10 protein-coding genes are annotated in these 13,752 nt (G+C 47.2%); 7 read left to right on the forward strand and 3 right to left on the reverse strand.

All coding sequences use genetic code 11. The annotated features are described in order from the left end of the window. The first annotated feature begins 99 nt into the window (after window positions 1-99). The 7 genes from BUA93_RS14875 to BUA93_RS14900 all read left to right on the forward strand — a co-directional run bounded on the left by BUA93_RS14875 (window position 100) and on the right by BUA93_RS14900 (window position 8,310). A complete protein-coding gene (locus BUA93_RS14875; protein ID WP_072980739.1) occupies window positions 100-1,083 on the forward strand; it encodes an O-antigen polymerase in 984 nt (327 codons plus the stop codon). Next, a complete protein-coding gene (locus BUA93_RS14880; RefSeq protein WP_072980741.1) occupies window positions 1,067-2,479 on the forward strand; it encodes a lipopolysaccharide biosynthesis protein in 1,413 nt (470 codons plus the stop codon). Before BUA93_RS14875 ends, BUA93_RS14880 begins: the two co-directional genes overlap by 17 nt. 45 nt (window positions 2,480-2,524) lie before the next feature. Further along, a complete protein-coding gene (locus BUA93_RS14885; RefSeq protein WP_139258118.1) occupies window positions 2,525-4,663 on the forward strand; it encodes a polysaccharide biosynthesis tyrosine autokinase in 2,139 nt (712 codons plus the stop codon). 165 nt (window positions 4,664-4,828) lie between these two features. After that, window positions 4,829-5,830, forward strand: a complete 1,002-nt coding sequence (locus BUA93_RS14890; RefSeq protein WP_072980743.1) for a virulence RhuM family protein — start codon at window positions 4,829-4,831, stop codon at window positions 5,828-5,830. Window positions 5,831-6,047: 217 nt separating this feature from the next. Beyond that, on the forward strand, window positions 6,048-6,971 hold the full coding sequence (locus BUA93_RS14895) for a hypothetical protein (protein WP_072980745.1): 924 nt from the start codon (window positions 6,048-6,050) through the stop codon (window positions 6,969-6,971). Between the two features lie 9 nt (window positions 6,972-6,980). Then, entirely contained in the window at window positions 6,981-7,157 is a 177-nt protein-coding gene (locus tag BUA93_RS16370) for a hypothetical protein (RefSeq protein ID WP_175547463.1), read from the forward strand. A 22-nt stretch (window positions 7,158-7,179) separates the two neighbouring features. Further along, window positions 7,180-8,310, forward strand: a complete 1,131-nt coding sequence (locus tag BUA93_RS14900) for a nucleotidyltransferase family protein (RefSeq protein ID WP_175547464.1) — start codon at window positions 7,180-7,182, stop codon at window positions 8,308-8,310. Between the two features lie 4 nt (window positions 8,311-8,314). On the opposite strand, the gene BUA93_RS14905 is transcribed toward BUA93_RS14900, so the two are convergent. The 3 genes from BUA93_RS14905 to aspS form a co-directional block, all read right to left on the reverse strand. Then, a complete protein-coding gene (locus tag BUA93_RS14905; protein ID WP_254794006.1) occupies window positions 8,315-10,504 on the reverse strand; it encodes a CotH kinase family protein in 2,190 nt (729 codons plus the stop codon). A 332-nt stretch (window positions 10,505-10,836) separates the two neighbouring features. After that, a complete protein-coding gene (aqpZ, locus tag BUA93_RS14910; RefSeq protein ID WP_072980746.1) occupies window positions 10,837-11,568 on the reverse strand; it encodes an aquaporin Z in 732 nt (243 codons plus the stop codon). Window positions 11,569-11,920: 352 nt separating this feature from the next. Next, window positions 11,921-13,708: an aspartate--tRNA ligase gene (gene aspS, locus BUA93_RS14915; RefSeq protein ID WP_072980747.1), complete on the reverse strand. Its 1,788-nt coding sequence runs from the start codon at window positions 13,706-13,708 to the stop codon at window positions 11,921-11,923. Between the last annotated feature and the right edge of the window lie 44 nt (window positions 13,709-13,752).

The following is a 13,752-nucleotide window of genomic DNA, read 5'->3' on the forward strand; positions in this document are numbered from 1 at the left end:
CCTTGCTCCCGTCTTTTCTGATTGCTACGTTGCTATTTGCGTTTGGATTTAGACTAGTTAATTTTTATAGGGAAGAACCATTTAATCATCTCGATTATAATGTCTATTGGAATCCTGTGTTTAAAAAATTTATTTTTTTTTGCAGTCTATATTTTCTCATTTGTTGCTTTTACAAAATGCTATAGTGTCATCTCTATTAGTGAATTCTCTGCATGGCAGGCTGTTCGACAAGGTATGTCGGAAGATGAGCTGTTTCCTGCATGGATTGGTATAATCTTTAACTTTGTCAGGATTATCTTTTTTATATCATTTGCCATCTATTTGTGTACACCAACGATAAAAAATAGATTTGAATTTCTTTTGATTCTTCCCCCAGTTCTTTTGACGTGCCTTTTTTCTGCGCGGGGGGATTGGTTTATGATTATATTGACTCTTTTGTATTTGATGTTTTTTATTAGAAGTTTTTCTAATAAAAGAATTGTTACGATAGGTTTAGTCTCGTTTATTGTCTTTCTTTTAATATTTATTTTTTCATCTCTTGATAAGTTTAGGTATGCCTATGCCGAGATGACAGAACTTGAAAAATTGGAAATGCTTTTTAGCTCGTATTTTATAAATCCGGTAATAAATTTTTTCTACTGGTTTGCAGAAAGTCCTGAATATGCTGATGGCAAGTATACATTCCGATTTTTTTGGGCGATAAAATCAGCTCTTTTTGGAAATGCGGATGTTGTCCCGACCGTTTTGCCTTTTAGAACTTATAATGGTGTCCAGTCAAATGTGTATACCTCTCTTAATTGGTGTGCTCGTGATTTTGGACTTTGGTGGGCTCTTGTAGTACAATTCTTTTTGGGCTTATTTTATGGACTTTTGTATAAACGTTTTATGAAAAATGATACATTTCATCTGGCAACAATCGTTATTCTTTGTTTGTTGATAGATCCGATTGTGAATCAGTTTTTTGATGATAAGTTTTTTTCGATCATGTCCCATTGGGTTCAGCGGGTTATATTTGTTCTTGTTTTGATAAAGACTTGCGTTCTTATAGAATCTACAAATCAAAAAAATGCATCCAATCTTTAAAAATATATCATTTACGTTTTTTTCGAATATAGTCTGTACTATTATTTCGGTACTGGTTATTTTCTTTGTTCCTAAAAATATTGGTGTTGAAAATTATGGCTATTTCCAGTTATATTTATTCTATATCAATTATACAGGATTCTTGCATTTTGGTTGGGCTGATGGAGTGTACTTGCGATATGGAGGGATGTATTATAAAGATTTGAACAAACCTCTGTTTGCAACGCAATTCAGAATGTTTGTTATAATGGAATTGATTTTTGCAACCGTTTTGTGTTGTTGGGCGAATTTCTTTGTAGAATCTGCGGAAAAACAGATTGTCTATTCTTTGATCGGCGTTTCAATGCTTTTTGCTTTGCCTAAGACATTTTTGCAGTATGTTTTGCAGGGGACAAATAGAATTAAGGAATATGCAACTCTTATTATGATTGAAAGGGTTGTGTATGGTTCTTTGGCTTTGTTGATTGTGTTTGCTAGAAAAGATAGTTTTGCACTAATTATCGGAACTGATTTAGTCGGTAAATTTGTTGCACTCATTTATGCGTTTTATCATTGTCGTGATATTGTTTTGGGGCATATGGGCTCTCTGAAGGGAGCGCTTAAAGATGCTTTGACAAATATTAGTGTCGGTGTTAAGTTGATGCTTGCTAATGTGGCTTGTCTATTGATTTTAGGTGTAGTGCGTTGGTCAATTGAGCGTGAATGGAATGTGAGTGTTTTTGGTAAGATTTCTTTGACTTTATCCATATCGAATTTAATGATGATTTTTATTCGGTCTGTGTCGATGGTACTTTTGCCAACACTGCGAAGGACTGATTCTTCTAGATATGCTTCTATATATTCAAATTTGAAAATAGGTTTTTTGGTCCCAATGTTTGGAGGACTACTATTGTATTATCCTTTGAACGTTTTTTTACGTTATTGGTTGCCTGCATATGCAGATTGTTTGGTTTATATGGCGGTGCTTTTCCCATTATGTCTTTATGAAGGAAAATTAAGTTTGCTGGTTGAAACTTATTTGAAAACGATGCGGATGGAGAAAGTGCTGCTGATGTCAAATCTGGCAACATTGATTGTCAGTTGCTTGTTGACAATCATCTTTGTTTTTGTTCTTGAAAATTTGACATTGGCTGTGTTGGGAATTCTTTTGATTTTTGCATTTAGGACTTTTTTGGGAGAATTTTTACTTTCTCGAAAAATGCCGATGCCTTTTTTTAAAGATGGAATTTTGGAATGTCTTCTTACGGCACTATTTGTGATAAACGCATGGTTCCTAGATGATTTGATCGGGATGCTTGTTTATGGGCTTTTTTACCTGTTGTATGTACTTTTTTATAAAAAAGAACTCCTTGAACTATTTAGAATGCTCAAATTGAATGTGAAAAAACATGCATGAATAAAAAAAATGCAGAAAATTGTATATTTTGAATGAAGGTTTGTTATGATTATAGAAAAAGAAACCAAATCTAATTCGAGTAATTCGACCCATATTTCTGGTAGCGCGATTACCATGATGGAGTTCTTGATGCTCCTATGGAGGAAAAAATTCATAATCCTCCTTTTTGTTGTGTTGGCAACGATTTTTGGGGCTTGTTATGCAATGTGGGTTAGGCCTTCGTTTACAAGTGATGTCCTTTTGCAGGTAAATACGAAGGGTGCTAGTAGCAAATCAACCAAAGCTTTAGGTGAAATGGGTGCCGTCCTTGATTTGGCAAGCCCTGCTGATGCGGAAATTGAATTGATAAAGAGCCGGATGGTACTCAATTATGTGGTTTCTGTTGAACACCTTCATCTAAAAGCGATTCCTATTGGCTTTTGGGATCGTTTTACTCATAGTGAAGGCCGTCTAGATTTAGATTCTTTGATTATTCCAGAAAAAGCCCGTAATGGAAAGTGGACTGCTATCGTGAAAAGCGATGAATCGTATTCCGTAGTTGCTCCTGATGGAAAAGAAGTGCTTAATGGCAAGGTTGGCCATGTTTATAAGACGAAGTATGCAGAAGACTCCTTGACGATACGCGTTAGTTATATGGATGCTAAGGTCGGACAACGATTTAAGCTTCTTCAGGGATCTTTGTTGAAAACAGAACAAATCTTGATGCGGTCCTTAAATGTCAATGAACGTGGTAAACAAACTGGTATTATTTCTGTTCGTTATAGCCATCGCTATCCTGATCGCGCGGCGTCCATTTTGAATACCATTGCCAAGACCTATTTGCGCCAGAATGTGGAAATGCGTAGTGCCGAAGCGGAAAAAACTTTGGAATTTCTTGAAGGTCAATTACCGGCTGTAAAGGCGAAATTGGATAGTGCCGAAAAGATTTTGGCTGATTACCGTTACAGCATAGGCTCTGTGGATATGACGGGGGAGACTAAGGCTCATTTGGATAAAGAAGGCCAGTTGCAGCGCCAGATTATGCAGTTGGAACAGGAACGTCAGGCTGCATTACGGTTATTCAAGGAAGAACATCCTAATGTGCAGACTATAGTAAAACAACAGAGCAAGTTGCGTGCCGAATTGGCTGCGCTCAAGAAGAATGCTGAAAAAATGCCGTTGACCCAGCAAGAAGTGAAACGTCTGCAAGAAGAAGTTGCTGTCAACAATGAAGTCTATACCAATATGCTGAATAATATTCAGCAGTTGCGTGTGGTTCGTGCTGGTGAGGTGGGTAATGTTCGTATTGTAGATTTTGCTCAGATTGAACAGAGCCAAAGTAAACCAAATAAGTCTAGAATAGTGTTGGTTTCTGCGGTTGCTGGTTTTATGTTAGGAGTATTGTTTGTCTTGTTAACGTATCTGTTACGGAACGGAGTCAAGAGCGCTTCCGAAATCGAGCGTGAAACGGGTCTCAGCGTGTTTGCGAAAATTCCGCAATCGAGGAACAGACTTCTACGTGGGCATAGGCATTTGCACCATGGCGCTCCGTTTGTTTTGCAGAATATTGATAACGGTGTTTGCGAAGCTTTCCGAGCGTTGCAGACGGCCTTGACTTTCTTGATGCCGAATCCCGAACACTGTGTCTTGCTTGTGATGGGCCTTAACCCGGGGGCGGGCAAGAGTTTTGTTTCGCTTAATTTGGCGGCGACTATGGCCACCAGCGGCAAAAAGGTCCTGCTGATTGACGCCGATATGCGCCGTGGCGTTATTCATAGCGGCTCTAAGTTTGGCTTGGCCGATGTGTTGCTGGGCTTGGCAACATTGGATACGGCTGTTGTTTCTAAACACGACGATAATTTGTTTGTGATGAACGCGGGCAAGACAAAGCTTGCGGCCTGTGAACTGCTGCGTGGTGACGCCATGGACAAGCTGTTTAAAGAGGCTCGCCAAAAGTTCGATATGGTGATTGTGGATACTCCGCCCCTGAACTTGGTGACGGATGCCGAACTGATTTGTCCGCTGGTCGATTATTCACTGTTTGTGTTGCATTATGGTCGTCATTCCATAGAAGAAATCAAGGAAACGATTGACAGGGTCAAACGCTACTCGGATAAGCCTGCCGCAATCGTGATGAACCATTGCGAGCAAGAACCTGGCCGTTATGGCTACGGATATTACGGAAAGGGCTATAAAAGCAAGTGATTTTGACTGCGTAATTGGTCGACTAGGTCTCCAGCTACTTGTTGCATAATCCGTTGGTGTCAACAATAATTGCATAATTAACTTTTTTGGCCGCGGCTATTGACAACCGCCCTGCGTTTGTGTATATTTTGTAGTGAACAAATGTGTAGTCTTTTTTGGGGCTGTATGAACGACGAGATTGTAATTTTCAAGACCGATGACGAGACCATCAATGTGGAGGTCCGTTTCGAGGACGAGACGGCCTGGCTTACGCAGGACCAGATGTCCGTGCTGTTTAGCAAGTCTAAATCGACCATTAATGAGCATATAAAGAATGTATTCAAAGAGGGGGAATTAGACGAAAAAGTGGTTGTTCGGAAATTCCGAATAACCACTCCGCATGGGGCGATTGAGGGCAAAACGCAGTCTCACGAGGTGAATTTCTACAACCTTGACGTCATTATTTCTGTGGGCTATCGCGTAAAGTCCCTGCGTGGCACCCAGTTCAGGCAGTGGGCCACGAAACGCCTCAAGGAATACATCGTCAAGGGCTTTACGATGGACGATGAACGCCTGAAAAATCTTGGCGGAGGCAGCTACTGGCAAGAACTTCTGGCGCGGATTCGCGACATCCGTGCCAGCGAGAAGGTGTTCTACCGACAGGTTCTCGATATTTACGCGACGAGTATTGACTATGACCCCAAGGCGGATACTTCGGTCCTGTTCTTCAAGAAGGTACAGAACAAGATGCATTTTGCCGTGCACGGGCAGACTGCGGCGGAGGTCATCTATAGCCGTGCAGATGCCGAAAAGGTCTTTATGGGGCTTACGACTTTTTCTGGGGACAAGCCGACTCTCCAAGAGGCGTTGATTGCCAAGAATTATCTGGATGAAAGGGAATTGCGCGCCATGGGGCAAATCGTTTCGGGTTATCTGGATTTCGCGGAGCGCAAGGCCGAACGCCATGAACCGATGACTATGGCGGACTGGTCAAAGCATTTGGATCAAATCCTGACGGCTGGTGGCGAACAGTTGCTAAAAGGCAATGGATCTGTTTCACATGAACTGGCGGTCGAAAAGGCTACCGGTGAATATCGCAAATACCAGCAAAAGACGCTCTCGTCTGTAGAAAAGGCTTTCTTGGATTCTATCAAGACGATCGAGAATAAGACTTCGAAAAATCTGTAAGCGGGACAAGAGCCCGCCCGTAATTTTTCGATGTCAACAATAGTTGCATAATTAACTTTTTTTGATGCGGCTATTGACTACTGATAGGGATACAGAAATAATCTCTTGTCGTCGAAATTGCCCTAAAATAAGCTCCATCAAGCGTTTAAGTGATGGGGCACACTTTACTTATAGGGCGAAAAAACCTATATTTATGTAAAAATTTGGTAGGTGAAATATGAATCTTTTCACGAAAATCGCTATTTGGGGGCTGGTCGCTGGCCTTGCCTGTGCTTTCGCTGCCGAAGAGGGCGAAGTTCTAGGCCAATACGGAGCCATTACCGTTAAGTATCTTAATGGTAAGAAGACCGCCATTTTCGATGCCGATTCCAAGGAAACGGTCGAAATCCCCCAGGATGTGGTGGTGGATTCCTTTTATTACGACCGTAATTTCTCCGGTGTATGGGGAAAACCGGCTACAATCATGTTCCCCTTTGCTATAAGAAATAGCTGTATGAGTTCTTGGGCTGGCATTTATCAATTAGATTCGATTGTCAATGCTCAAACTTGGTCAATTTTTGCCAGTTATGTCGACGATACGGAAGCGAATACTCCGTATTTTTTGCGCGTTCATGCGGATTACATCTCCTTAGGTAATTATTGCTACCCGATTACCCTGAATACCACGACTGGCGGAAACAAGGCCCATACCTTTGGTCCATGGGAATTTACGGGAACATATTCCTATAAGGTTTGGGAAACCGGTGATTCTGAACTGGGCTATATTTATGGTTTTGCGGCGAAAGAAAAAGAAGTCGATGGCAAGCAGATTCAGGCTGGCCAGTTTGTCAAGGGAAAAGCCGGTGCCTACATTCGTCCTTTGCGAGCTTATTTGATTTATAATCCTAAGAAGAATGTCCTTTCTAAGGGGGCTGCTGATGTAACGGCTTCGTTGACAGCAGAAGATTTGCCTGCTACAATTGACGTAATCTTCTTGGATGAAAACGGTGAGACAACGGCAATCCATTCATTGAATACCTATACTGGTGAGTTCTCGAATAGCACTACGGGCTGGTACGACATGAAGGGCCGTAAGCTCAGTAAGAAACCGACCATAAAGGGAAATTACTTCTATAACGGAAAGAAAGTAACCATCAAGTAGGGGAAGGCGATGAAGGTTGTTTTTTGGAAAAAAGAATATGTTGCGCCCAAGATGACAATCTTGGATATGCGTGGCGAAATGAGCCTGCTCGCTGGTTCAGGTCCTTTTGATGATGGTTCCGATGCCGACGAGTACGACGACGAGTTCGGTTTCAACCTTAATAAAGGGACGGACCGCCACGCGTAGTAGCGTTGTACGCGATAATCGTTTGTCCGCAGTATTTTTCGACCTGTTGCGGGCGGCCTTGGGCGATGTACCGGGTGAGTTGGTCGAGTTGAATACCGAAGAGTGGCTAGGATTGCATAAACAGGCAACCAAGCAGGCGCTCCTCGGTGTTATTTTTTATGGGTTGCAGCGGGTGTATCCCGATATAGAACAGCGGATACCGAAGGATTTATACCTTAAATGGTTTTACCAGGCCGAGTCCATTCGTGGGTTGAACCAGACCCATTACGAGCGGTCTAAAAAGTTGACGGCGCTTTTTGCCGAGCGGGGGGCGAAGTCCGTTATCCTCAAGGGCCAGGCGAATTCCCGTCTTTATCCGGACAAATTCATCCGCCAGACGGGTGATGTCGATATTTGGGTGGCCGGTGGCCGCGACAGGGTGGTCTCGCTGTTGTCGCAGATGGGTTTGCTTAAGGATGCAAAGTTTTCTGCTCACGAGGTGACTCTCCCGAGGGAGGCTTTCGGGGTCGATGTCGAGGTGCATTTCAACTATATCTACGATTGCCGGAACCCCTTTGCAAATAAACACCTGAAGCGAATTCTATCGTACGAAATCGAAAATCCGGTGGCGGTGGGCGAGGGTTTCAACGTGGCTTCGAACAAGTTCTCGATGCTGATGCAACTTTCGCATATCCGCAAGCATTTGCTCGGTCATGGAATCGGTTTACGCCAGGTTATGGATTATGCCGTGTTGCTAAGATCTTCTCTGGGATGCGAACGGGCCGAGGTCAGCATTGCCCTTGCTATAACGGGGTTAAAACCCGTGGCGGGTGCTCTCATGTGGGTACTTTCGGAGTGTCTCGGGCTAAAAGACGAGTATTTGCTTTGCTCTCCCGATGCCCGGCGAGGGCAGGTGCTGTTGCAGGCAATTTTGGCGGATGGCAATTTTGGCAAGCGTTCCCGCCGCAAGCGTGGCGGGGTGTTCCTCTGGTGGGTAAGGAACAGGCTGCATCTGCTGCGTTTGCTTCCGTTCGATTTTCCGGAAGTATCGTGGTACTTGTTGCGCTATTGGGGGGCGTTCCTGTTTTATGTTCCCAAACGGATTTACCTTTTGCGCACATATAAAAAATCCCTGACTAAGTCAGGGACGGTAAATAAGTTATCGGTTATGTAATCCACTACTTGAATTGAGCGGTGATATTCATATTGTCCGTAATTTCGACGAGTCTCGGGTTTTCGGTTGAACCGTCTGACCATCCCGAGAAGATTCTTCCGGCGGCAGGAAGCGCTTCAAGCTGCATCTGCATTCCGGCGAAGAACTTGCCTTGGTAATTGGCACTCGGCAGTTTCATGCCGTCGACCTTGATCGTTCCGTTCCCGCTTGCGGCGATGGTGACGTTGACTTCGTTTTGCAGGTCGAACCTGTCGGCCATTTCTTGACGCACGGTTTCGCTGCGGTTTCTGGCGTAGGCAATCAGAGTGCTTCCGCTCGGGTCCCAAGTGAAGTTGCTCTGGTTGCGGGGCCAGCGCTCCTGGTCGCGCGACTGTTCCTGAGAGGGAATGGTCGCCATCATGGCCTGTACGGTCTTTTGGACCTTTTCGTAGGTCAGGTAGTCGTTCAGCAGAATGCAGGCGTTGTTGATGAACAGACGCCTGAAGTCGGGGTTGTCGAGAAGTTTCTTGAGCATTCCTCCTGGTGTACGGCTGTCGGTGGCGCCCCAGCTTCCGCCTCCGAATCCGCCCCACATGCCGCCTTGGCCGGGGTTCTGCGTGGCGCCCTGTTTGGCGCCGAGCACCCAGTCGAACATGTTCTGGTTCTGCACGTCAAAGTTGGCTATGCCGGGGGTGAATCCGAATCCGTGGTCGGTGTCGAAGGCGACGTACTTGAAGGGATTTCCGTTGCCGCCCCAGGCGCGCACGTTGTTGTTTGGCCAGTCGCCGTTGTGGAAGTACATTTCGGTGAGCATGTACTGGGCAAAGCTGTTCACGTTCATCTTGGTCTTAAGTTGTTCGTACTGCTGGTTGTTTTCGCCTGCGTAGTTGGCGCTTGAAATTTCATTGACCAGCTGCTGGTAATCGCCGGTAGAGGCGCCGTTGGTGCCGCTCGCTTCTAGGTTTGAACCTGCAATCTTGATCATGTTGATGGACTTGGAGTCGATTCCGTAATTCGTTTCGACGTAGCTCCTGTTCAGTCGTTCGCGCAAGTCGTGGATACCGAAGTATTCGCCGTTGTAGAACACCACCACCTGGCGGCTTCGCTGGTAGTCAACGTCGGTGCCTTCCATCAGGCTTGTCATCATGGCGTCGCCAATGTAGTCCGTCCAGAAACGGTTGCCGTTGTTGCGCAGGTTGAAACTCTTGATTTTCTTCGCTTCGGGGCGGGTCGTAAATAGCGAGTATTTCAGGACCTTGTCGCCGTAGTTGTCGTTGTCCATCTTGATTGCGACGCTTTTCTTGGGCTTGTAGCGGCTGTAGTTGCCGATAATCGAAATGCCGGCGTCGATTTCCCAGGTCTTCTCGGTGGTGGAACTACCTTTTTCGAAGTATTCTACATGTACGGGGAGTTCTGTATCTTTCCAGAAGTTGGCCGCCTTGCAGGGCTCGGTGCATCGAGGATTGTTGTTGTCGGTGACGTTTGCGTTTCCGCCGAAATCCCAGGTGCTTTCGCCGTTGTTGGTGAGCGGGCCGGTGGCGTAGAGTCCGTCGGTAGAATCGAACATGTCGTGATGATTTACGGTGAGGGCCACGACCGGCATCGAGACGGTTTCGTTGATAAAGTAGGTCTGCGTGGTGGTGTCGGCGGGCAGGCCGTTCACGAATTCGGAGCAGCGGATGACCGTGTTCTCGGTAATCTGTTTGGTCTGCGTAATTTGTTCAGAACCCTGGGTGGGGAAGGAGCCATCGAAGGTGCAGCGGATTTCGCCGCCTTTTTGCGGGGTGGGCGGCTCGATGGTCAGGTTCGAATAGAAGCCCGCCTTCGGGAGGAAACTTTCCTTGGGCTTGTGGTTGTCTTCGTAATCCTTGAGTCCGCTCGAAGAGGAAACTGGTTGAGCGGCAGAGGATACGGAAGTTGCCGGGGTGACTTCGGGTGTGGAATCCTGGTTGACGGGGAGCTGTGCCGTAGCGGAACTTGTGGGAATGGCGATGGCGCCGCTTGATAACGGAGGTGTGGCGGGAACGGCAACCGTGTCGCCCGAAACGGGATCGACATAGGGAATATTTGGGTCAAGTCCTGGAAGAGAATCTGACTGTTCACCGATAATGGGGACGGAATTTGCGTCAATTGGGTTCCTATCGGAGGAATCGTCCGAGCATCCGCTGAGTAGAACCCCGACAAAGGCGGGTAAAAGAAGGACTTTTTTTTGCATAATAATCATCCCTGACAACAAAAAATGTCATCTTCAATACACCGCTTGGTAAAGTAATATGTTTTTTTTGAAAAAGAGCGTTTTTTATATAATCTTTACATAAAAGGGGGCTTTTTTTAGACCGATATGACGAAAATCACAAATGTTTAAATTTTTATGTAATAAAATGTTTAAAAACTAGATTTTTGTAGAGTTTTCTCAATTTTTCGTGTAAAAATAAATGTCAAAAAGGACTGTTTGGGATAATAAAAAAGGCGGGCCGAAACCCGCCAAAACTTTGTTCTGTTATCGCAGCGAAGTTGCCCCTTGAGCAAACTTTGTTTGCACAAGAATTACTTCTTGCAGCACTTGCATTCGGCGATGCACTTGTAGCACAGGCCACCGATCACGCCGCCGAGAATCGGGGCTACCCAGAAGAGCCAGAGCTGCTTGATGGCGGCGCCGCCAACGAACACGGCCATAGCGGCAGAGCGTGCCGGGTTCACGGAGGTGTTGGTCACCGGGATAGAGATGAGGTGGATGAGCGTGAGGCAGAGACCGATGGCAATCGGGGCAAAGCCTGCCGGTGCGCGGCCGTCGGTAGCGCCCATGATCACGAACAGGAAGATGGCCGTAAGCACGGTTTCAATAAGGAATGCAGAGAGCATACCGGAGGTCTTGCCGCCAAAGGCGTTCAGGCCGTTGGTGAGGGAATCGGACCAGCCGTTGGTAGCGAATGCGCCAATGCCTGCGTTGGTGAGGTCGGGGCAGGCAATCGCGTAGAGGAGCGCTGCTGCAATGATACCGCCAATCACCTGGGCGACGATGTATGCCGGAGCTTCCTTAGCGGGAAAGCGACCGCCGGCAACCTGACCGAGCGTGACAGCCGGGTTCAAGTGGCAACCCGAAATGTGACCGATGGCGTAGGCCATGGTGAGCACCGTAAGGCCAAACGCGAGCGATACGCCCACGTAACCGATACCGGTAGTCGGGACGCCGCATGCGAGGACAGCTGCACCGCAGCCGCCAAACACAAGCCAGAAGGTGCCGATTGCTTCGGCAATAGCGCGAGTAGAAAGTTTCATTTGAATTTTCTCCATATATTGAGGGTTAAGAGTCTTTGCTCAATTTAGCAAAGCAGGGCGAATAAATTCATAAAATGAATGTGAAAAATTGTTTTCGAGCGAAAACGCACATACAAGATTTTCAATCATATGTGTTTAGGGGTAAATTTTGAAAAAAATGCCCCGCGAATTGCGGAGCACCTTATAATGCTTTAGATTCTATCGCCTCTTCGAGGCTCCAGAATGACATTTCACCCTGGGGGTCAGAATGACGTTTCACCCTGGGGGTCAGAATGACGTTTCACCCTGGGGGTCAGAATGGCATGTCACCCTGGAGGCCGTAGGCCGATAGGGTCCACAGCTTTTTGTCGGCCTACTTCGCTGCCTTCGGCATCTGCACGGAGATGTGGATGTCCTGCAGCTGCTGGAGGTCCACTTCGCTCGGGCACTGGTCCATCGGGCTAGAAGCGCTCGTGTTCTTCGGGAACGCGATGTAGTCACGGATAGATTCTTCACCTTCCATGGTAGCGACAACGCGGTCGAGACCGAAGGCGAGACCGCCGTGCGGAGGAGCGCCGTACTTGAAGGCATCGACGAAGAAGCCGAACTTGGTCTTCACCTGTTCTTCGGAGAGACCGAGCAAGCGGAACACCTTTTCCTGGACTTCCGGGTTGTGAATACGGATAGAACCACCACCGATTTCCACGCCGTTAAGAACAAGGTCGTAGGCTTCAGCGTTGCAATCCTTGAGGTTGCCACCGAGCATCATGTCCAGATGTTCCGGAAGCGGGTTGGTGAACGGGTGGTGCATAGCCATGTAGCGCCCTTCGGTGTCGCTGTATTCGAACATCGGGAATTCGGTAATCCAAACAAATTCACGCTTCTTCGGATCGCGGAGACCCTTGATACGGGCAACTTCCAAGCGGAGCTGACCCATGGCGGTAGCAGCAACCTTTTCGGGGCCTGCGATGAAGAACATCATGTCGCCGCACTTGGCGCCGACAGCGTCGCGGAGTTCATTCAACTGTTCAGTTGTAAAGAACTTGCCGACCTGCGTTTCCACTTCGTCATTTTCCTTGACGCGCATCCACACGAGGCCCTTGGAGCCGTACTTGCCCACGTAAGCGGTGAGTTTGTCGATCTGCTTACGAGTAAAGTCAACGCAACCCTTAGCAGCGATACCGCGGATCTTGCCACCGGCGGCAACGCAGTTCTTGAACACGCCAAAGTTGGACTTTGCACCGATTTCGGACACGTCGTGAATTTCGAGGTCGAAGCGGAGGTCCGGCTTGTCGCTCCCGTACTTGAGCATGGCTTCTGCCCACTTCATACGGCGGATGTGACGCGGCGGTTCGAAGTTCCAAACCTTGCCCAAAACTTCAGTCACGAACTTGTCGAACATTTCCATCACTTCGTCCTGGTTGACGAAAGACATTTCAACGTCGATCTGCGTGAATTCCGGCTGACGGTCGGCACGGAGGTCTTCGTCGCGGAAGCACTTGGCAATCTGGAAGTAGCGGTCCATGCCGGCAATCATCAAGAGCTGCTTGTACTGCTGCGGAGACTGCGGGAGGGCGTAGAACTTGCCCGGGTTCACGCGGCTCGGCACGAGGTAGTCACGGGCGCCTTCCGGAGTGGACTTGCAAAGGCACGGAGTTTCAATGTTTTCAAAACCGTTAGCGTAGAAGAAATCGTACACGGCCTTGAGGAAGCGGCTCTTGAGGAGGAGCTTCTTCTGGATCCACGGACGGCGGAGGTCCAGGTAGCGGTACTGCAGGCGGAGGTCGTCGTTTTCCTTGCATTCTTCGTTCGGGTCGTTAATGGCGAGCGGAGAGGTGAGGGCGGCGTTCAGGATCTCGAGCTTGTCAGCCTTGACTTCGATTTCACCCGTGGCGAGCTTTTCGTTCGTGTTGCCTTCTTCGCGGGCGTAGACCTTACCAGTCACGTAAATAACGTATTCGTTACGGAGCTGTTCGGCAGTCTTCAACACGTCGGCGTTGTAGTCCGGGTTGAAAACGATCTGGGTCTTGCCGTACTTGTCGCGGAGGTCAACGAAAATCACACCACCATGGTCACGGCGGCGATCCACCCAACCGGCGAGTGTTACGGTCTGGCCAACATCTTCCTTGCGAAGCTGGCCGCAGTTATGTGTACGTTTCATAGTGAGTATCCTTGAAGATAATTTTTCGGCGCAAAATATAGTTT

It is taken from the genome of Fibrobacter sp. UWH4 (assembly GCF_900142475.1).
GTDB lineage: Bacteria > Fibrobacterota > Fibrobacteria > Fibrobacterales > Fibrobacteraceae > Fibrobacter.

Bases quoted from the DNA above. Each gene is read 5' to 3' on its own strand.
- BUA93_RS16370 (WP_175547463.1), top strand. From the start codon at position 6,981: ATGAAGGTTGTTTTTTGGAAAAAAGAATATGTTGCGCCCAAGATGACA.
- BUA93_RS14890 (WP_072980743.1), top strand. From the start codon at position 4,829: ATGAACGACGAGATTGTAATTTTCAAGACCGATGACGAGACCATCAAT.
- BUA93_RS14880 (WP_072980741.1), top strand. From the start codon at position 1,067: ATGCATCCAATCTTTAAAAATATATCATTTACGTTTTTTTCGAATATA.
- BUA93_RS14875 (WP_072980739.1), top strand. From the start codon at position 100: ATGTCTATTGGAATCCTGTGTTTAAAAAATTTATTTTTTTTTGCAGTC.
- aqpZ (WP_072980746.1), bottom strand. From the start codon at position 11,568: ATGAAACTTTCTACTCGCGCTATTGCCGAAGCAATCGGCACCTTCTGG.
- BUA93_RS14905 (WP_254794006.1), bottom strand. From the start codon at position 10,504: ATGCAAAAAAAAGTCCTTCTTTTACCCGCCTTTGTCGGGGTTCTACTC.
- BUA93_RS14885 (WP_139258118.1), top strand. From the start codon at position 2,525: ATGATTATAGAAAAAGAAACCAAATCTAATTCGAGTAATTCGACCCAT.
- aspS (WP_072980747.1), bottom strand. From the start codon at position 13,708: ATGAAACGTACACATAACTGCGGCCAGCTTCGCAAGGAAGATGTTGGC.
- BUA93_RS14895 (WP_072980745.1), top strand. From the start codon at position 6,048: ATGAATCTTTTCACGAAAATCGCTATTTGGGGGCTGGTCGCTGGCCTT.